Source organism: Colwellia psychrerythraea (genome assembly GCF_000764225.1).
Classification (GTDB): Bacteria; Pseudomonadota; Gammaproteobacteria; order Enterobacterales; family Alteromonadaceae; genus Colwellia; species Colwellia psychrerythraea_D.
Genome location: NZ_JQED01000040.1, coordinates 169,684 through 192,007 on the forward strand (window position 1 = coordinate 169,684; position 22,324 = coordinate 192,007).

General features: G+C 40.5%; 8 protein-coding genes and 1 pseudogene. 4 read left to right on the plus strand and 5 right to left on the minus strand.

All coding sequences use genetic code 11. The features are described from left to right. Window positions 1-146 precede the first annotated feature (146 nt). The 5 genes and pseudogenes from ND2E_RS06790 to ND2E_RS06780 all read right to left on the minus strand — a co-directional run bounded on the left by ND2E_RS06790 (window position 147) and on the right by ND2E_RS06780 (window position 18,439). A complete protein-coding gene (locus ND2E_RS06790) occupies window positions 147-6,107 on the minus strand; it encodes a hotdog fold thioesterase (RefSeq protein WP_033094679.1) in 5,961 nt (1,986 codons plus the stop codon). A 72-nt stretch (window positions 6,108-6,179) separates the two neighbouring features. Continuing rightward, window positions 6,180-8,861 carry a PfaB family protein gene (locus ND2E_RS06785; RefSeq protein ID WP_033094680.1) on the minus strand — a complete coding sequence of 894 codons (2,682 nt, stop codon included), beginning with the start codon at window positions 8,859-8,861 and terminating at the stop codon, window positions 6,180-6,182. Further along, complete coding sequence (locus tag ND2E_RS23665; protein WP_455549943.1) at window positions 8,861-12,283, minus strand: SDR family NAD(P)-dependent oxidoreductase; 3,423 nt, start codon at window positions 12,281-12,283, stop codon at window positions 8,861-8,863. The genes ND2E_RS06785 and ND2E_RS23665 overlap by 1 nt, the downstream gene beginning before the upstream one ends. 12 nt (window positions 12,284-12,295) lie before the next feature. Further along, window positions 12,296-17,560: pseudogene (locus tag ND2E_RS23670) on the minus strand (beta-ketoacyl synthase N-terminal-like domain-containing protein); the annotation flags it as partial. A gap of 30 nt (window positions 17,561-17,590) precedes the next feature. Further along, entirely contained in the window at window positions 17,591-18,439 is an 849-nt protein-coding gene (locus ND2E_RS06780; protein WP_033094681.1) for a helix-turn-helix domain-containing protein, read from the minus strand. A 354-nt stretch (window positions 18,440-18,793) separates the two neighbouring features. Between ND2E_RS06780 and ND2E_RS06775 the strand changes: the two genes are divergently transcribed. The 4 genes from ND2E_RS06775 (at window position 18,794) to ND2E_RS06765 (ending at window position 21,896) form a co-directional block, all read left to right on the plus strand. Then, window positions 18,794-19,642 (plus strand): 4'-phosphopantetheinyl transferase family protein, encoded by an 849-nt coding sequence (locus tag ND2E_RS06775; protein ID WP_190277846.1) that lies wholly within the window; start codon window positions 18,794-18,796, stop codon window positions 19,640-19,642. Window positions 19,643-20,078: 436 nt separating this feature from the next. Beyond that, a complete protein-coding gene (locus tag ND2E_RS06770) occupies window positions 20,079-20,693 on the plus strand; it encodes a hypothetical protein (protein ID WP_033094682.1) in 615 nt (204 codons plus the stop codon). A gap of 131 nt (window positions 20,694-20,824) precedes the next feature. Continuing rightward, complete coding sequence (locus ND2E_RS22460; RefSeq protein ID WP_052056727.1) at window positions 20,825-21,505, plus strand: hypothetical protein; 681 nt, start codon at window positions 20,825-20,827, stop codon at window positions 21,503-21,505. A 109-nt stretch (window positions 21,506-21,614) separates the two neighbouring features. Further along, window positions 21,615-21,896 carry a YrhB domain-containing protein gene (locus ND2E_RS06765; RefSeq protein ID WP_033094683.1) on the plus strand — a complete coding sequence of 94 codons (282 nt, stop codon included), beginning with the start codon at window positions 21,615-21,617 and terminating at the stop codon, window positions 21,894-21,896. Window positions 21,897-22,324: the final 428 nt, after the last annotated feature.

A 22,324-nucleotide genomic window follows, 5' to 3' on the forward strand; every position in this document is an offset into this window, starting at 1 on the left:
TGATTGACTAAGTAATGGTGTTAATCCTAATAGTTAAGCTCGACGCCAGTTGGTGCTGTTGCAAAAAAGAAACACGGAATTGATGCCTATCAATGAGTATTTCTGATACTGCAACAGTGCCAAATGGCAATGAGGTTAGCTGTTAGCTAAGCTTCAATAAGCGATAAAACAATATCTTTCACTTCGTATATACGCAGACCATCTTTTGATAAGTTCGCATCGCCCACTAATCTCACTTCACCGTCTTCTTTGATGATGTCAGTGATATGTACATCCAATGACATTTCTTTATTCAATGGCGTAATTTGACCACGATACTTCCATTTAACTAAGGTTGTTGGCGCAATAAACCTTGGGTTTGCAAACTGCTTGCCTAAATCATTTTCTAATGCATAGGTTTGCATTAATTCGATAATCGCCTCAACACCCAATGAACCCGGCATTACCGGATCTTGGTGGAAGTGGTAACGGAAGAACCAATCAGTTGCATCAATTGAGCGCTGACCATGTACATAAGCAATACCTGCTTTACCGCCACCTTCAACAATCGACACAGTATCAATAAAGTTCATTTGACCACCCGCTAATTTGTAATGCGGTTTGTCTGCTGGAGATTGATATAAAGGTAGATTTGAATTACTAAGATCGATCACCTTAATGTCTGATTTAGGTGTCTTGTTATCAACGAACCAAGGATGAGTCACTTTACCATTATCAATACCTAATTGGTTCGTTAAGGCATCAGCGCCAAAATAACCAAAAACGGCTGTACCTTTGTAGAACAAGTCATGACTTTCCAATGACTGAGCAGCAGCACTTTCATTTTTTACATACAGCTCAAAGGTAAAGCTTTGCACTATCATACCGCCAGCCATGGTAGTACTTAATAACACCGACTTATTAACAATGGTTTTATCACGTAAATCTACCTGTTTGATTAAGTCACCGCTGCCATCAAGGTTGCGGAAGAATAAATCTTTTTCAGGGTATTTAAGCGTGGTGCCCATGTAACCTGAAATAAAGCCATTAGGTTGTAAGGCAATTTCCATGATGAGTGAATAAGGCATCCAGTTATGCACACTATTTTTAGTGAAGTACCATGCATCACTTGGTACATAATATTCTGCGATACAGCTAGAAGTCTTTTTAAGATCTAAACGCTCACCTTGCACTTCGACAACTTGTGTGACTACTTGTAAATCACCACATGGCGTACGAGGAGGAATACGGCCTTGATAAACGTCAAAATCAGGACCAAAACAGTTAGAGATATTACCTGTGGCAAATTCGAACATGTGCCATGGGGTAAATGGCGCTTGGTTTGGTACACGATTTTGCCCCGCCACCATTGGCGCTTCAAAATGTTGAATGGGTGTCACGCCTTTTTCTTTTGGCGCGGATAAATCAGACATCACCTTCATTAATGGGCGATGCGCGTGTTTAAATGGTGCAACACCTCGCTCATCTATTTCTAACGGCTGGGTTGTTGGTTCTTGTAATTCCTGAACTAGTTGAACATTGTCAGGTAAGGTGACCGGATAGGGTGAGTTATCATCTTGCTCAGTAATCATCACTGATAAGTTTTTAAAATCAACAACCGCTTTACCATCAAGAATAATTTCTATGTTAGCTTTTAAGAATGGGTAAGGTTCCATGCCCATTGCGGTTACTTCCATACGATACGTTAAAGTATTGTGTTGTGGGATGACTTGTCCACGACAACGTACGGTTTGCGACTCACCCGGCATAGGCTGGAAACGGGCGTTATTTACATTAGCGTGCATGCCTAATTTAAGCATTAAGAACATCGCCATTTGACCACAACCTTCACTCATTAATGAGCCGGCCATCACTTGGTCACCCTTAAAGTGACATGGGAAATACCAATGTTGCGGGTCTAAGTCTTTTTGACCTTCTAACAAACCTAAGCCCCAGTGACCGCCTTTGGCATCAATCTTAGTAATGCGCTCTATCATTAAGAATTTCTTCGATGAAAATTTTAATGACGGGTTACGACCTTGTTGGTCATATTCTTCGCCAAAACAACCAGCAACATCACCATCCACCAACTTCATCATGTCAACATAATCGAAATGTTGTTTGGCTTGTTTAGCTGCATCTACATTAGTAATTAATGGCGTAAAATCAGTTTTAACCGCGTTGGCTAATTCTGCTTTATCTTTATCATTTAAAATTACGCCCTTGCCATCAGCAAGCTCTTCATCAGTGAAGAAACCCGCACAACCATTACGCATGATAAGTACTTTTTTATCGCCAACATAACAATCGTAGTGGAAGAAGAATAATAATTGCTCGCCGTTTCTTGCATATGAGTCGATATGAATTTCATAACGTAGTGTTTCACCACCAAAAGCCATTTCTTCTAAGAAGGTTAATTCACAATCAAGTAAACGATACACACGTTCACCTTTGGCTTGAAAATCAATACCAATATAAGAAATTAAGAGTAAATCACATTGGCCTGATTCAACGGATACTGACCAAGGAATTTGACCATCGATAAGGAACGGCGCATCAACAGGAATATCATACTCGGTGCACATGTATGATTTCTTATATTCATTTACCTTAGCTTCAAGCTCGGTAACACGTGATACTAATAAATAATCTGTGGTTGGTAAGCGAACTCGACGTGAGTAGCTATCGATAATTTTAAAGTCATCACCAAACACTTTAGCGATATCACCTTCCGCAAATTCAACTAAATCAGCAGTATCCCAAATAATTTCTTGGGGTTGATTAAAACGCTCTTCCAGTTGTAATGGCGGATAGTTATATCCTGCTGGGCCTTTAATTTTAAAGCCTGATTCATTTGCCCATTTCTCATTAAGCACAGCAACATTTGCTGCTTCAACATTTGAAGAAACAACTGAAAGTGCAGGTGCATGAGCACGTTCACTTATCGGCTTAGTTGCGCTTGTACTTGATGTTGAAACATAAGCGGGTAACCCTGCACTAGCATTCGCTTGCATTTCAATCAATTTCGAAATCTGCTGACCTGCCATTTGGCGAGTATTTAAAAACGCTTGATGGGTGGCAGATTCTTGGAAAATTTCTTTACTTGCCTGATGTTTAACATCAGTAAGTACTTTGGTATTTGTAGTGCTGGTTCTTTTCACTTGTGCTCCAGTTACGACATTGGGTCGTGTTTTGGCTTGAGTAGCGACGTTCGCTTGCGTGACTGTACTAACTGGTGTAGCTAATTGCTTGGGCTTAATGTTCATCACATTAACCCCCTGTCTAACATTGGCTAATGGTTGCTTGGCAAAGGCATGTTTGATGACTGTGAGCTCTGTTGCTTGCGTTTTAGCTAAAATATCATCAAAAATTGCTTTGCCGCCTAACGTAATATTTTTAATGAGTTTAGGTCGCTGTTTTCCTGTTGGCTCAGGCGCAGCTTGATGGACTAGCTTGCTTGATGACAAAATAAGGTGCGCACAGCTTTCATCTTTACCTAAGCCATTCACTGCTATATGAGAAGCTTTAGAAGAATTCTCATTCAATAGCAGCGCTGTTTTGATAATACTAGCAACACCACTGGCATTAAACGTATGACCAATATTGCTTTTTACACTGCTAATGGTTTTTCCTGCATACAATGTTGGTAGTGCTTGATTTTCTGCGATATTTTCAGCACTAAAACCGCTGGCATGTGCTTCTACACTGCTAATATCTGCGCTGTTTAGCCCTGCAATATTCAACGAAGCAGTTGCGGCTTTGGTGATAGCCGCAGCATCGTTACCATTGGCAAAACTAATACCGTCTATGGTGGCGTAAATACTTTGTTCACTTACTTTAGATTGCGGTTTAACAACAAACGCGCCAGCCCCCTCACCTACTCGCCAGTTATTTTCTTCTAGTAAGTTAACTGAAGATTTCGCATCGACAGAAACAGGGCGCTTTTCTACAGGGCCAAAGTGTTGTCTTAAGGTAATGTTTTCTACCGAGCCAGCTAAATCAACCGAGGCAATAATCACAGCATCAATGTCTGATGTTTGAAATAAGTTTTCAGCCAACTCAACACAACGATAGACTGAGTTTTCTTCCGCAGAAAGTGTTATCGCTGGGCCGGTAAAGTCCCACAATGCTGAAATACGTGACGCCATAATATTACCGATAAACGAGGTATATTGATTCAACTGAGCAGCATGAGCAACGCCATCTTTAGCGATATTGGTTAAGGTTTCACGTTGCTCTTGGTTAAGTGTAACGCCTTGTTGTAACAAACTTTCTTCAATCTGCGTGCTTAGATTAACGCGACCACGGTATTGATGTAGCTCTAGTTCAATCCCCATAGCTACAAGGACTGCAACATTGCTACCTTCTATAAGTCCTGCATCTTTCGCCGCATTATCAGCAACTTTCATCATCATCAGTTGCTGAGGTATTAAACAGTCTTGCTCGTTAGGTGGCACTTTGAAACGTAAAAAATCAATATCAAAGTTTTCAACATAACCGCCCTGAGGGGCTTCATTGAGCTGCAAGGCATTCATTACATCAGCATCGTTATTAATACCCTTCCAACGGTTCAATGGTAATTCTCTAAACGTATTTCCATTCGTTTTGATAAGCGTTTTAAAACTAGCAAGACCTTCAGCGTTACCGAAATGCGCATCCATACCAATAATGGCAAGTGGCTCACGTGTTTTAGCATTGACCGTAATAGGCTCAAGCAGCTGTGTAGGTTGTTGTAAAACTAAATGGGCATTAGAGCCGCCAAAACCAAAGACACTGACACCTGCGGTTCTTGGCTTGTTTGCACTTATAGAAGCAACTGGCCAATCAAGGGTGTCTGTTGGCATTTGCGCGCCGCCTAAATAACCTTTTTTAGAGCTTAATGGCTCATTTAAGTTAATGGTTGCAGGGATTTTTGCTTCATTGAGTGCCCAAATAGCTTTCGTCATACCCGGCATTCCTGCCGCGGTAAGTAAGTGACCTAAGTTAGATTTTACTGAGCCAAGCAAAGGTTTATTGCCATTTTCTCTAGGGAAGCGACTAAAAAATGTATCCATAGAGCCAAGCTCTACGTTATCGCCTTTTGGTGTGCCTGTTGCGTGACATTCAATGTAATCTACATCACGTGGGTCAACGGCCGCATCTTCATAAGCACGTTCATAAACCAGCACTTGTCCTTTGGTATTTGGACTAAGGACAAATTCTCCTTTACCGTCATTTGATAAAGCGCCACCTTTGATTATCGCGTGAATATTATCACCGTCACGCACCGCATCACTATGGCGTTTTAAGACCATCATGCCTGCGCCTTCACCAGCAAATAAGCCTTGTGAGTTTTTATCAAACGGGGCATGAATATTGTTAGCTGGGTAGGCTTGAAAGATTGAGAAGCCCATGTTCACAAACATAGGATCAGAGCCTGATACCGCACCTGCTAACATCATGTCAGCTTTACCAGTATGCAAATAATCGCAAGCCAATTTAACCGAATAGCAACTTGATGCACAAGCGGCGTCAAGGGCAAAATGTGTACCACCAAGGCCAGCCGCTTTTGCTAAAAGCGCTGCAGGGTAACCCGCCACAAGCGCATTATCGGCATGAATATTATTACTTGCTATATCAGTATCAGAAAAATGACTTAACTGAAAACCTTCATTTATGCCCGCTTTTAATGCGTTATCGACAACTTGGTGATACAAGGGCATAAATAAATGATTAGACGATTTAGTTGGAAACGATAAATTTCCTAAAATAACGCCACATTTTTCAAGTTTATCGCTGCCCCAATAACCTGCATCGGATAATGCTTGCTCTGTAACATACAAAGCCCACTTATTTAGATCATCTAATTGATTTAGGTACGCTTCACTCAGTGGTGCACTTAATCCCGCAGTATGCTGAATAAATGATGATGCATCAAAATCGAAATCTCGAATATAACCACCGTGCACACAGTAAAATTTATCTGTATCACCTTTTTTTCCAGTGTATTTTTCTACGTCAACACCCATTTGCTCTTTGGTTGCTTTACTACGGCAATCCTGTTTCTTCAGCAATTGCTGCCAAAATTCTTCTGGAGCAGAAGAGCCTGGGAATAAATTAGCAATACCTACTACGGCAATATTTTCCATACTTTCCTCGAAAAGTTCGTATTCTTTTTAAGTGAGTTCCGCTAAGTGAACTCTTTCAAGCGTTTATTCGCTTTATGTTTTGTGTACGATAATTGAGCCACTAAATAAGCGATGAAGATCTAGTTTCACCCCATGGCTAATCAACTTGGCAACGGCTCTTACATAGGTTAATTCGTCACTGGTGCCTTTTGCATTCACTGGCACTGATACTCTGGCTTTATGAACAGCTTCACTAGGTTCTTTATTAGGCTCTTGATTAGGCTCTTGATTAGGCTCTTTATTAGAGAAGTCATTGTTACTGCTCTCCTCAAAATCTAAAATTTTATCTACCCAACTGCACAACGAGCGCCCTGGCCCCATTTCAATAAATACTCGTGCACCTTTATCATGCATAGTATTAATTAAACGAGGAAAATCTACTTGGTCACATAAACACTTAGCCACACTGTGAGCAATGGCTTTGCTCATTTGTGGTACGGGTAAGTAACAAGAACTTGAGTACATTTTAGTTTTTAAACGTTCAGTAACATCCATGGTATAAAGTTCAACCATGTCGTCATATTCAATTTTTGCTGGTGCACTGTGAATTGCATTTGCCATGTTAAGTGGCATAGCACGTACACCCAACTTTTTAATTACGCGTAGACAATCGGCTGGATAACCACCTAATAATAAACTGTCAGGGGTATTAACTATGGTGCAATAAACACGTTCTTCACCTTCACTGGCAGCGATAACTTCCGCTAACGTTGCTTTAATGGTGTAGGTTTCCCAAATCAATTCATCATCGGTTTGCGAAGGCTCAGCTAAACCCCAATGCTCACGTAACGTTAACAAGTCACCGCATAAACGCTGATTAAAGGTATCTGAATTAGCTAAACGTGCGCTCATTAAGCCAGGTTGTTGCCATGCACCCAATGCAGCATACATACTGACTTCACCCATGCTGTACCCGGTAGCAAAGTCGGCCTTTACCTTAAAGACATTTTCAAAGACTTTAGTAAATACACAGGCAAAACCAACGCCTGCTTCGGCAATATCAGCTAAACTACCACGTAGGTTTAAATCCAGCTGTTTTAATGCTTTAAAGTCAGGACGAATAATTGAGCGAGGATTTAATAATGTATCTTTTAAACTTGCGCCAATATCGTCGGCTAAGTTAGCAACATCTTGATGTATTTCAGGAAAAAGATGGAATAAATCACGCCCTAGTCCGACGTACGTTGCACCTATGCCCGGATAGAGAAATGAAACATTATGAGTGGATATTGAATCCTTACCTGAATGAGTAAATGACTCAATATCATTAACAGGGCTAGCAGTAAAATAGCTGCCTTTTGGCGTTCGCCATTCTTGCTGATTATTGTTATCAGACTTAACAGCAGAAAATGCTACTGGAACACCTGCTTTAGCGAGTTTTATTTCTTTGGCTAATTCTTCTATCGATTCACACAATAAGGCAATGGTATAACGACTACTATCGGCTTTTGACTGTTCAAAATGCGTTAAGGCAATATCGTTAAGTGTTATTTCACTCTGCTCAACTTCATTTTCAAGGTCTGTCAGCTTAGTTAATAAATTTGGTAGATCATTGGCGCCAATTAAGACTAGTTGTAAATCACTACAAGCAATAAAACCATTATTGCGAATATCTTCAATAGCGTGCTTACCATCAACAAGAGCAACCTGCTCTTCTTCTAAGATGATGTGACAATAATCATAATTTCCTGCTAAATGACCTGCTGAATTATCTGCGGAATTGACAGCTGCATTATCTACAGAGTTGCTTAAGCAACTGTACGCACCAAGATGGGCATTGCCATTAGGTTGTGGATACCATGGACGTGCTTCCGTTGGAAAATAGCAGCTTGAATTTTGCCATTTTGCAAGTTCACTGCTGACAGGTTGTTGCCAATCAGTGATGGCTGGTATATAACGTTGTTGCAGCGCAATAACGCTGCGTAACAAGCCTAATACCTCAGAAAAGCCAGCACCTTCACCAGTAACACTGCGTGCACAAGAGATAGCCGTGTTTAATGCTTCATTAGCACCATCACTTGCTGAATTTTTATAGGAATAGTGGCTCACTAACCCTTGCATTTCTGCAAACGAAGTCTCTTTATTTGATAACGCAGAAACTTCAAGCAAACCAACATCTGTTGCATTGACTTGCGCTTTATCTAACGCAGCAGCAGTAACACTGGCTATATCACTACCTGTGGCAAAGGCTCTTACCCGTGAATAGACATAACAGTGATGAGTTTGTGCAAACGTCGCTGGTGCAAATAATAATGCCGCAATACCTCGACATGCTTGATAAGCGCTAAAGTTTTGATCATATGAAATAGTCGCTAACTCATGGCAATCATCACTGCTATTTTGCTTATCGCTTAAACTAAGTAAATTAATACCAAGCAAGGCTACCAAGCAGCTTTGCTCAATCAACACCTCTATTTGTTGTAGGGCGCTAGCTAAGGAGCTAACAACAATTGCCTGTTCAATATCAATCGCTGTATTGTCAGCATCGTGCTTTATGACAACAACTTTGATATCAGCGCTATTGACTTGGTTAGCACGCGCCATACGCTCAATTGCTGCTGAACAGCTTAGGTTGAGTGTTTTATTGGCTGTACTGGTACTTTTACCAAGGTATAACGCACGTTCAACACGATCAATATCAGTTTGCATACTCTGTTGATTTTCAAACTGAGCATCTAAACCAATAATGGCAGTTTTATAATGATTATTAACCATTACGCACTTGCCCCATGTTTTTCTTTAGGAAGAAATAAATCATTTAAGTTGGCACTAGCCGTCACTTTGGCAGATTTTATCTCACTGAGTAATCGATTATTTTCATCAATCATTTCAATGTCAGCCACTAAAGAGCCACGTTGTTTACCTTTGCCTGAACTTTTCACTACCGTTAATTTAAGGGTGAAATTTTCACCAAAGCTGACGTCACGATATACCGTCCAACTATCGGTACTTGACGGCAAGCTACCTAAGCCTAATTGCTTTTTAACCCAAACTAACATGGCTTGATAAGCGATATCATTGGCAAAGATGTTCGCGTGTTCGTTTGCACTATTTACCGGGCTAATTGGAAACTCGCCTTGCTTAAGACTTGCCACTTCTGGTACTTGGCAACGCAATAATAGACCTTGTTCATTACATTCAAGTATTGCTTTAATCCCTTGCAGGCTTTCACCGTGGAATAAAGTACCATTAGTATATAAAGCGTCTGCATTTTCACTGCTAGCAGTTACTGTTTCTGAAAGTATTTCTGGTGAAGTTTCAGGTAATATAAGTTCAACCGTTGGCGCTTCTTCTTTTTGCGCTTTAGCGACTAAGGTCAACTGAGCACCATAATGAAATACGGGTTTACCCTGCTCATTAGTACTTGAAATTTTAGTGTCAACCACTAAGCTTTCACCCTCAACTTGAGCAATCATATCAATTACATAGTCTGTTGCTTCACTGCCATCAAAAATAATGCCTTTAAACAACTTATAATTTGCCAGTCCTTGATAATGAAATGCGGGGTAAGCAACCATGGCTGCATCACTCATCCAAGCAATGGCACACACGGTTGGGAATACTTTGTCATCCCCAATGGTGTGATCAGCTAAAAAGGTATTGTTAGTCGCTAAAAGTGTTTTATTAACACGGGTAGTTAAGCGACTAACTTGTGGCTTTTTTACAGAGGCATCCTTAGCAGTATCCTTCGACTTATCTTTAGAGAGGTCATTACCAACAAGAATTTGGGCACAACGGTTGGTATCTGCAGCAAGTTCACTGACAAGTAATTTAGCACCAGCATCGAGAGGAATAATATACACACCACGATCGTTAAACATTCGTTTAAGCTCTGGTGTTACCATGCCACCATCCCAAGGTCCCCAGTTGAAACTTAATACTTGAGTACTTGGGTTAAATGCTTTAAAACGGTACGCCGTTTTATTTAAAATATCATTAGCGATGGAATAATCAGATTGCCCTGGATTACCGTAAAACCCTGCCGCTGATGAAAATAACACTAAATGTTTAATGTTCTCTGCATTGGTCGCTGCTAATAAAGACAACAAACCATCTATTTTCGTTGTGTATACTGCATTAAATTCTTCAAGCGTTTTTTGCTCAATAAACTTATCCGCTAAAACGCCCGCACCGTGAATAATACCGCTAACTTGCCCAAGGGTTTTGCTAATAGGTTGAACCGCCGCGATAACGCTTTCACTATTGGTCACATCGGCAGCCGCGTAATGTGCTTGACCACCGGCCGCTTTAATTGCCGTTAATGTTTGGGCAATTTCACGATTAGCTAATACCGGACGAACAAACTGTGTCACTTTAACCGGTGTTGGTTTTTCGCCACTGGCGATCAATGCTTGCATCGCAGCTTTTTTCAAAGCAACTTCATCACTAATGCCTTGCGCCCAGCTTGGCTCGTTGGCATCAAATGATGAACGACCTAACAAAATAAACTTAGCTTGGTACTGTTTGGCAATTTCGATAACACAATGTGCTGTAACTCCTTTTGCGCCACCGCTTACCAAAAATACCGAGTCACTGTTAATTGCGGTGCTAGACCCTTTTACTGATGGCGCTAGTGCATAACTGTCGGTAACGACACCGGATAGCGTTAAACGTGTACCAATATTATTGCTCAAGTTATCGGTATCATGTGCTACTTCAACTATACTGCCATCCAGATCAAGTAACTCATCATTGATGATAGTTGCCGCTTTATCTGCGGCTAATTTACTTGATAAATCAACTATTCGACAAAAAACGCTGCCTTCTCCATTGTTTTGAGAAGAGTTCCACTCATGATTAATCGTTTTAACTAAACCCGCCAATCCTGCTTGTACTAAATCTGCTTTTACATTGGCTTTAACTTGTTGCGTACCACTATCAACATCGCCATTAGCAAAACCTAAGGTGCCACCTTGACGCGTTACGACAACAAAGGAAGCTCGTGCTTTGCTGGCATTTTTAACATTCGACAACTTAGCTAATACAAAGGCTAACATTAAGCCTTGTTTTGCCGCTTCTGGGTATTCGATAGCATCAATCGTATTTGCTGCTTGTAAGTAAATAACGGCATCTAATTGTGCAGTTTTTTCGATAATGTCTTTTACCTGAGCTTCATCAAGTGTTTTATCATCAGTACCAATTTCAACAAGATTAACGGCTTTAGCAAACGCTTTTTTCGACTGACTAACCACCCAATTAGGTTTTATTGCCGTAACTTGCCAACCTGCTTTAATCAATTGGGCACTTAACGCCACGGCTGCACCACTGCCATCATCAACAACTAAGGCGTTAGCGCCTGATTGTTTTCCTTCACCGGTAACATCTTGAACAATTTTGTTCACTGAAGATAATGCTGTTAGTTCAACCGTTGCACTCGGTGCGCCTTGAAAGTTTACCGCTGCTTCTACTGAGTTATCTGTATCAATAGCAGAAACATCAGCTTTAGCACCAGTACCTTTAGGATCAGTCGGATCTGTTGGAGATACTTTACTTTGCATGTAACTTACGATTTCACCTAAAGTACGTAACTCTGCTAAATCTTCTGGGTTAAGCTCTGGTAAGTCAGGAATCGTTTCCTGAACAGCACCTAAGATTTCAACACGTTTGATTGAGTCGATACCTAAGTCTGCTTCCATATCCATGGCAAGCTCTAACATTTCCACTGGGTAGCCCGTTTTATCAGCAACAACTTCCATCATCACTTTTTGGATGTAATCTAAGTCGATTGCAGGAGCATTGTCATTCGCTAGCGTACTTGTTTCAACAGTTACCGTAATATCTGCCACGGGTGCTACTTTAGATTGCATGTAACTTACGATTTCACCTAAAGTACGTAACTCTGCTAAATCTTCTGGGTTAAGCTCTGGTAAGTCAGGAATCGTTTCCTGAACGGCACCAAGTATTTCAACACGTTTGATTGAGTCGATACCTAAGTCTGCTTCCATATCCATGGCAAGCTCTAACATTTCAGTTGGGTAGCCCGTTTTCTCCGCCACTACTGTCATCATTACTGATTGAATGTAATCTAAATCTATTGCAGGAGCGCTGCTTACACTAGTTTGCACACTTTCATTGGCAGAAGCACTTGGAGCACTATCAACAACAACCACTGGCGCTGCTGATACTTTAGATTGCATGTAACTTACGATTTCACCTAAAGTACGTAACTCTGCTAAATCTTCTGGATTAAGCTCTGGTAAGTCAGGAATCGTTTCCTGAACAGCACCTAAGATTTCAACACGTTTGATTGAGTCGATACCTAAGTCTGCTTCCATGTCCATGGCAAGCTCTAACATTTCAGTTGGGTAGCCTGTTTTCTCTGCGACCACTGTCATCATTACTGATTGAATGTAATCTAAGTCAATTGAAACACTGTTTTCATTGGCTGTTGCACTTGCTTCAGCCGAAACTGGCGCTGCTGATACTTTAGATTGCATGTAAGTTACGATTTCACCTAGAGTACGTAGCTCAGCTAAATCTTCTGGATTTAATTCTGGAAGATCTGGGATTGTTTCTTGAACAGCACCGAGGATTTCAACACGTTTAATTGAATCGATACCTAAGTCAGCTTCCATATCCATTTCAAGCTCAAGCATTTCGGTTGGGTAGCCCGTTTTTTCTGCGACCACTTCCATCATCACATTTTGCACTTTACTTAAAGAAACAGGAACTAAATCGATAGCAGGTGCGCTGTTTTGAGTTTCATTCGATAGCACACTTGGCGCGCTTGCTTGTAGAGCAACTGGCGCTGCTGTAACTTTACTTTGCATGTAAGTTACGATTTCACCTAAGGTACGTAACTCTGCTAAATCTTCTGGATTTAATTCTGGAAGATCTGGGATTGTTTCTTGAACTGCACCAAGAATTTCAACTCGCTTGATTGAGTCAATACCTAAGTCAGCTTCCATGTCCATTTCAAGGTCAAGCATTTCGGTTGGGTAACCGGTTTTCTCTGCGACCACTTCCATCATCACATTTTGCACTTTACTTAAAGAAACAGGAACTAAATCGATTGCTGGAGCACTGCTTGCATTAGTTTGCACAGTAGCTGGAGTACTATCAACAGCAGCCACTGGCGCTGCTGATACTTTAGATTGCATATAACTTACGATTTCACCTAAAGTACGTAACTCAGCTAAATCTTCTGGATTAAGCTCTGGTAAATCGTTAATAATTTCTTGCACTGAACCTAAGATTTCAACACGTTTAATTGAATCGATACCTAAGTCTGCTTCCATGTCCATTTCAAGCTCAAGCATTTCGGTTGGGTAACCGGTTTTCTCTGCGACCACTTCCATCATCACATTTTGGATGTGAGTAAGGTCAATTGCAGGAGCCGTGACTGCTGACGTTTCAACTAAATGAAGTGCTGGTGCACTGTCATTCGCTGAAGCACTAGGTGCCGCAGCTTGTGCTTTTGACTTCATCTTCCCTTTCATATAGGAAACGATTTCGCCTAAGGTTCGTAATTCAGCTAAATCTTCAGGGTTAAGCTCTGGTAAATCAGCAATAATTTCTTGAACTGAACCTAAAATCTCAACACGCTTGATTGAATCTATACCTAGATCGGCTTCCATATCCATTTCAAGCTCTAACATTTCTGTTGGATAACCAGTCTTTTCAGCTACCACTTCCATCATCACAGTTTGAATTTTCTGCAAATCAAGAGTTTCAAGCTCAATTGATGGCTCCTGCACTGGAACAGTAATAGAAGCTTCCGCTACCGGCGACATCGCAACAGCTGTTGCTACTGTTTGTGTCGGTACTGACGTATTTACTACCGGTGCATTTACTACTGGAGAAGATACGGCGGCAGGTAATGGTTGTGTTGTAGGTGCCACTGGTGTTGTTGGCTTAACAACAGGCGCTTGTGTCACTGCACTTTTACCCGTAGGTGCTTGCGTTGTTGTTGGTGATGTTTTAACAAGGTTAGCAGTCACCTCTGTACTATTTTCAGAAGCAGATAACATCGCAGCCATATTTTCAGTTTGGTTATTCAAATATTGCTCATGAACACGTAATGTTTCTGATTGGAAATCATGATACATACCTAACGTACGGTCTAGGCTTTCTGGTAACTCGCCAGCTTCTTGACTAGATAGCACTGCATCAAAGGTTTTTGCATAGTCTTTTGGACCTTGCATATATTGCTCATGCACATTTAATAATTGCTGTTGGTGATCAACAAACTGACTAACGCTACGTTCAATACTATTGGCTATATCCGCAGAATTTACGTTGGCTGCAACATTATTAACTGCTTGACCATTTGCAACAGTTCCATCAGCAACACTACCGTCAGAATTAAGGTAAACAATTTTCTCAACTTCAACAATGCGCTCTACTTCAACAATCTTCTCAACAATTTTTTCAACCACTTGTGGCTCAGGCACAGCAACAGGCACTGAGGTTGCTTGTTTAATTGTCCAACCGTCACTTAGTGCATCATCAAATGCTTTTTTAGTTTTAGGACTCACATAAGATGCGCCAGTAAGCTTCATCGCTAGTGCTGACATTTTAGGTGCAGATAATGGACGTTTAACTGCTGAGTACGGGTCTATCTCAGTAAGCTCTAAACCAAGTACCGCCATTTGCACTGCCGCTTGACGCATTTGCATATCAGCCGATTTCTTCGGATTAGCATTAACGGCAATAGCAACAACGTCTTCTTTATCTTTTAATATATTTTCAACCAGTTTGGTTAATACATTTTTAGGACCAAACTCAACAAATACTCGTCCACCATCCGCGTAAATATTGTCAATTTCTTCGTTAAAGTGCACCGACTCTAAAATATGGTTTTTCAGTGATTTTTTAATCTCAGCGGCTTTATTTGAATGCGCTTTTGCCGTGCCATTTGAATAAACAGGTACAAGTGGCTTATTAAATTTAGCGTTATCGATAGCATCACTAAATGGTTTTTGAGCATGGCCCACAAGTGGTGTATGAAACGCGGCTGACACGGGTAATGGTACAACTTTATAACCTTTGCCTTTGAGAACATCAAGCGCAATGGCTATTTGACTAGTTACACCAGCAACAACGACTTGGTTATTAGAGTTGTAGTTTGCAATAGAGATATCTTTAATGTCTTTGATGTCTTCAGCTACTTCCGCAGGATTACCCACAACAGCAATCATAGTGCCTGCATCAAAACCTATCGCAGCTTCACCTGTAGGCGCTGCCATGGCTTGTCCACGACTGCGTGCTAACATCATGTAATCACTATCACTTAGTACACCAGCAGCCCAAAGTGCGGTTAATTCACCAAAGCTATGCCCTGCAGTAAAGTCAGCTTTAAAACCGGCATTAGTAAACGCTTTATATAGACCAACACTTAAGGTGCCAATAGCAGGCTGTGCGTGTTGAGTTAAACGTAACACTTCATCTTGTGCTTTACGGGCATCATCATTAAAGACAGGAATAGGATACGTTGTCGGGCTTAATTGACCTAAACCAGCTTGGCTAAATTCACTGTCCATATCGGCAGCAGCTTGCATGACGCTTGGGAAGTTACACGCAAGCTCGCGGCCCATATTCACGTATTGAGAGCCTTGACCAGAGAATAACGCAACCACTTTACCTGTTGTCGCTAGTCCTGATTTTCGGTAGTAAATGCCAGTAGGGACAGACCATTCTTCACTACCTGATTTCGCTTGAAATTGCTTCAACGCACCTTCAATCATTTTAATGGCTTCATCAGCATTTTTTGCCACAAAACCACAACGGGCTAAATCAATCGCAGGTGTTGTTAACGTGTTTTCAACAACTAAGGCATTAAAGGCGTAAGGTTGGTCATCAGCGTTAACACTTAATTTATTTTTCCACTCCATTAATGCATTAACTAATGCTTTTTCGTCCGTTGCTGTCACTAAAACTGTTTGTGGTACGGCATTTAAGCGATACTGGCCTTGTGCTTTTGGTGAGTATTCTTCTAATACCATGTGGTAGTTAGTACCACCAAAACCAAACGAACTGATACCTGCGCGACGCGGTAAACCATCTTCACGTGCCATCCAAGGACGTGTTTCGCTATTTAAATACATTGGGCTATTTTCAATGTCTAATGCGGTATTAGGTTGGTCGATATGAAGTGTTGCTGGTAGCACTTTATGATGAAGCGCTAATACCGCTTTTATCATACCTGCTGCACCTGCGGCTGCTTTAGCGTGACCGATTTGAGACTTAACAGAGCCTAAAGCGATATGTTGCTTTTGCTCATTATCTTGCGAGAAGTGCTTAACTAAGCCGCCAAATTCTGCAGCATCGCCAGCTTTTGTGCCTGTACCATGCGCTTCAATCATGCCACAGCTTTTTGGTTCAAACCCAGCATCTTCATAAGCACGTTTTAACGCTTTAGCTTGACCATCTGGTCGTGGCGCGTAAATTGACTTAAAACGGCCATCGCTTGAAGTACCAATACCTTTAAGCACGGCGTAAACTTTATCACCATCACGCTCAGCATCTTCCAAACGCTTGAACGCCATCATGCCGATACCTTCACCAATCATCATACCTTTTGAATCATTATCAAATGGGCGGATATCTTCACCTGTGGTAAAAGCAGGTGTTTTTGAAAATGACATATACATAAATGGTGAATTGTCACAACAAACACCACCAGAGATCATGACTTCAGATCTGTGTTCAAGTAAGTCTGAGATAGCGAGCTTAATCGCTGCTAAAGAGCCTGCACAAGCCGCATCAACAACACAGTTAGTACCACCAAAATCAAAACGGTTAGCAATACGACCAGAAATAACATTACCTAACATGCCAGGGAATGAGTTTTCTTCCCAACCGATATATGCCTTCTTGAACTTTTCAATAATCATAGCGCGATCAGCTTCTTCAACACCTGACGCTTTTAATACTTTTTCTAAGACAGGGCCTTGCAAGCGAGACGTTAATGGCGAAATTTGTTTCTGTCCACCACCTACACCTAAGGTAATACCTACTTTATCGCGATCATAACCAGAGCCATCACCAATACCTGCATCGTTTAATACTTCACGTGCAACCACTAAAGATAATAACTGAGCGATATCAGTTAACTCTAAAATGTTTGGTGGTAAACCAAATTCCATTGGGTCGAAGTCAATTTCAGGTAAGAAACCACCACGTTTGCAATAGGTTTTATCAGCCTCTTTAGGATCGCTCGAGTAATAATCATCCTTTACCCAGCGATCACTGGGTACCTCTTTAATTGCATCAACTGATTCAAAAATGTTGTCCCAGTAGTTTTCTAAATTCTTAGCATCAGCAAAGATAGACGCCATGCCAACAATGGCAATAGGACATTCTTGTAAACGTGAGTTAAACGTTTGTTCGTCTTCTTCTTTCGTTACAGGGTTAGTAGATGTGCTTTGTTTTTTAGCCATTATGGTTTCTCTAAAGTTGTTATTTGCTTGCATCTTCGTTATCCGTCTTGGTATCCGATCTTTTTAAGTATCAGTGCCATGAAAATCTTGTGATGACAACGCTGTATTAGCCTCATCTGGACTTTCATTTAATAAACGAAAACGACTTAAAAATTCATTATAATTTCCCGCTAAAATACGGCGGATATGAAAAGGGGCTTTGGTGAGTACGTAGCTCATGTAGCGGCTAGCAGCTTCACTTTCATTGCCATCGTATATATCGACATATACCCAACCAGACGTTGGATCATTGGCGATTAATAAGTGGCGTTTACTCTGTGCTTCTGTAGTATTTTCTGAAAAATAAGGTATTTGGGTTACTTTGACCTGTACGACTTCGTCTTCACTTAAATCATTGGCGCGATTTAACACTTCACGCATAGCTTTTGGGGACAATTCTGAAATAAGCTGCTTATGCTCTTGGGTATCTTCTAACAATACTTGTACGGTTGTCGGCTCTGATGAGTTAGTTGAATCTGCATTATGACTTTCACTATTACCTTCCATGTCAGCGAGTCGTGACACGCCATGACGCTTTAAACATCGCTGCAAACCCGCTCGCGATACACTGGCATTAATAAATGATTTACAGACAACCAATAATTCATCAAGAGAAAGTAATAAACGAGTTCTTAGTTCAACCACAACATACTCTTGTGCTTCACTTAACGTGGTATTGAGCTGTTTTGGCACGTGTGATGCGTCGTCAAGAGATGCGCGTTTACGCCATTTACGGATGGTAGACTCGGACACTTTTAATAAGCGTGCCAACACTGCCGTTGGTAGGTCAGAAGCGTGGATAAATGCTCTCATTTCCGGCGTTGTTGTAGCGTTAGCGTGTTGAGTTAATGCCCTTTTGGGTTGTTTGTTCATGTTCATCCGTATCTGTATCTGTACATGTTACCCAGAGAATAAAGGCATCGTAATTCACTTAACGCGGCTAATATACACACGTTTCAAATCCAATACAATCACCCGATACAAGCTTTACTGATTTATAGACTAAGGTATGAGTTTGACTGATCGACCAGCTAGCAAAAAATCTATCTAATTACGAAGTAATTAGTACGGATTACTACCATTAAAGCCTGACAGGCAACTTGCTCTATATCAAACAAGGTAAAATAACTTTAGAAATACCAACTTCACATGGTACTGTTTATGATAAAATAAGGTTTCACCGAATGGATAACGCAATAAACCAACAATACAAGCTACCGATACTTTATGATCTCTTTTTCTCAGTCTGAAATTTCCGCTCGAACAAAACAAAAGCTCAACCTCACTGCCAATGAAATTCATATATGGGTAACCAAACCAGAAGAGTTACTCGGCAATGATGAGTTACTATCAAGTTACTCAACATTGCTCACAACAACAGAAACAGCTAAGCAGCAACGATATAAGTTTGCTAAAGATAGACACGATGCATTGATTACTCGCGCTTTTATACGCGATTTATTATCTTATTATGCTGATATAGCACCGCAAGATTGGCAATTTGAAAAAGGTAGTAAAGATAAACCTGAAGTGATTAATTGCCCACTACCATTGCGTTTTAATATTAGCCATACTAAAAATCTTATTATTTGCGCCGTGACATTAGAAGATGACATAGGGTGTGATGTTGAAAATACTGGCCGTAATAATAACGTGTTAGCCATTGCAGAACGTTATTTTTCACCGACTGAAATCAAGGAACTTTTCGCCTTGCCAGAAGCGCAACAACGTAATCGTTTTTTTGATTATTGGACTTTAAAAGAATCTTACATTAAAGCTTGGGGTTTAGGTTTAGCGATACCGCTCGCTGATTTTAGCTTTAGCATCAAAGATACAAAACAAAATCATAATGATCTTTTTACTATCAAGCAGGATATTAGCCTGAGCTTTGCTGAGCACCGCCTAGATGAGCCACAAATTTGGCGAAGCTGGTTAGTTTATCCAACCGAGGCTATTGATGAAAAACAAGAGCACCGTATTGCAATATCGCTCAGAACAACTTGTGACAATCAAAAAACTGACTACCAATTACGTTTCTTTAATACCCTGCCCTTACTTGGTTATCAGGAATTATAAAAGTACTTTTATCGTTCGTTAATAACGAACGATAGGGTTAAGAGCAATTCTGTCTTGGCAACTTTTTACTAAGGCAGATCTGAATTAATATCTCGCTAAAGGTGATTTAGATAACTTGGTTACGTTTATATCTAACTGGCAAAATAATTAAATCTGCTCACCAAAATCATTTTAATAACTAAATAGTCTTAATCACCACCCTTTAAATACTGTATATAAAAACAGACATCGTTAATTCCTTCTTTCTACAAGAAAGCGAGCAAATTGCCTCCTTTCACACATCAACCACTTAGCTCAGTATTTTTAACTCATTGATCTATAGATAACAATCAAGTAGTCTCAGTCCATTATAAAATTATGGACGATTTTCCCCCTCTGTAGAAAGAAGGAATTTTGCCTCATAATAAGCTGTTATATCAATCAGGAGGCTAGCACCTTGTCGAAAACAATAAACATCGGAATTTTGTTAATTGCCTTATTTCTCTCCAATGCATCCGATGCCCAGCAATTCGAAATAGTAGATAAACCGAGCTTAGAAAGCGCTAAGCTCCTTTGTGAAAACTCTTCAAAATACAAAGCTGCTCATTTCTACAATATTGAATCTGATTCTTCATTCAATATTAATATGAAGAAACATAGCGTTGATCTGGATGGAGACGGTATTGATGAGTTAGTGACACAAACATTTTCTGGTACATCTCATCAACCAGCAATTAAAATCACTTCATCCGATAACCCTTATCGTAATGATCCAAGATTTCCTAGCGGCGTGAGTGAAAGGCATGACCGTGTTAGCGGTAATAATAGATATTCAGTAGCTCTCTATGAGGGATCATTATTTTATATAAATTTTTGGGCTGGTGAGATAGATTCTATATCAGCTAAGATAACTAAAAAACGTAATAGTGATGGGTATACTTTTATTGCAAAGAGTACGTTATGTACTTTCCAACCTTTGCCGCCACCAGGAGGCTCTGAACTTTTCTTATATTGTGCTCTTGTAGGTTCAGGAAATCCAAAGAATAAATATAAAAGCAGGTGTACTTTCTAAAATTGATATAACAAGTTGCTTAAAAGGACAAAAAACAGTTGGCTTTTGCTCCTTCGTCGCTATTTTAGCCAACTATTTTTTGCCTCTTAGCAAGGCGTTCTATTGCTAACGAAACTCGGAGATAAATCGTAGTGGGTGTATGGGGGGTAAATGTCGAAGATAGTGATTCGTTTGCTGATGTTTACGATGGTTTTTTTGACATCTATAACAATGGTGCGAGTCCAAAGTACGCTAGCTCAGAAGTTAAGGAATCGTTTTCTGAATACTTCGAAGACCACGAAGATTCAAATAACTCTTGGTTTGCCCTAGCTCAAGCTCAATGGGAGACAATGAGTCTAGATCAGAGCGTGTATGAAAAAGTCCGCTCTATCATAACTAGTGGACGTGATTTAAAGCTTTGGGAGGAACTAGGGGCTGCAAAAGCCGATATAAAGAATCGAAAAATCGCCCTAGATTCGTTTCTCGAAGAAATATCATCTGAAAGGAAAACGAAGAAAAGACGTAAGAAACCAAAACATGATTTTCGCGTCAATAAATTAGTTGAACTTGTTGCACCTGATAACCAGAAAGTCTTTACGGTTACTGAAGAGTTTAGTGATGGTAAATATATCCATACGTCTGCGCTAATGATGTGGGGTTCTGGTGGAGGCTCAGTTTTCTACTTCAATAAAGAGGGTGCGCAAGTTAGCGCAGAGTGGCAAGATTCACAAAAATTGGTTATTACCACAGAAAAAGGTATCGAATTTTCAAAGAAAGATGACTCTGCATTTTTCTGCGGTGATCAGGTAAAGGTGACCTACCTTTGTGAGTAACACAATAGAACAAGCGGCTGCACCGGACAAATTTTAGTGTCACCTTTTTTGTTCCAAAAAATCCGCCACAAGAATTTGCTCGGTGAGCCGGGCGTTATGTGTAAAGAGTATGAATCTAGCTGAAGCTGAAAAATTAGTATTATCAGAAATCGAAGATCCATGTATCTCAAATGATATTGAGTGCGGATTACTGAAAGGTGAAACCATCGAGAAAGATTGGGGATGGGTTTTCTTTTACCAAAGTACTGCATTCTTAAATTCAGGAGACTTTCGAGATATGGTAGGCGGCAATGCTCCAATTATAGTTAATAAGCACACTGGTAAATTAATTCATACTGGCACTACATATGAAATCGATCACTATATAAAAGAATACGAAGGCTCGTTGTAATTTACACATAACAAGCCATTAAACAAGGACTTAAAACAGTTTGCTGTTTTTCGTCCCTCAAAATTTTAGCAAAGAATTTTAAGCCCATTAATGGGGCGTTGGTATGACTCCCCACGTCAAGTTAAACCATAAGAATCTCTGCTTTTTTTCGAGCCATAATTTTCTCTTTTAAAGTTGAGTGAGTTAACGCATAGAATGAAGCCAGTAATTTCGTCGGTTATCATGCTGATATTCGTGGATTATTAACCTATTGGTTAACAGCGCCTACCTTACTTGTTCCGTCGTGACACCTAATTTCAGCCTATGCTCGTGGTTCAATAGCGCGTAGCGCTATTGCCATCCTAACGCCCTCGGTGGTTGTGCCACAGCCGATGCTTGACTCCATGCGCTAACTCAAAACTTTTCATCATGCAGGTACTCTTGAAATT

Excerpts from the sequence above, each read along its gene's own strand:
- ND2E_RS23665 (WP_455549943.1), bottom strand. The coding sequence starts at position 12,283 with ATGCAATCTAAAGTATCAGCAGCGCCAGTGGTTGTTGTTGATAGTGCT.
- ND2E_RS06785 (WP_033094680.1), bottom strand. The coding sequence starts at position 8,861 with ATGGTTAATAATCATTATAAAACTGCCATTATTGGTTTAGATGCTCAG.
- ND2E_RS06775 (WP_190277846.1), top strand. The coding sequence starts at position 18,794 with ATGATCTCTTTTTCTCAGTCTGAAATTTCCGCTCGAACAAAACAAAAG.
- ND2E_RS06765 (WP_033094683.1), top strand. The coding sequence starts at position 21,615 with ATGAATCTAGCTGAAGCTGAAAAATTAGTATTATCAGAAATCGAAGAT.
- ND2E_RS06790 (WP_033094679.1), bottom strand. The coding sequence starts at position 6,107 with ATGGAAAATATTGCCGTAGTAGGTATTGCTAATTTATTCCCAGGCTCT.
- ND2E_RS06780 (WP_033094681.1), bottom strand. The coding sequence starts at position 18,439 with ATGAACAAACAACCCAAAAGGGCATTAACTCAACACGCTAACGCTACA.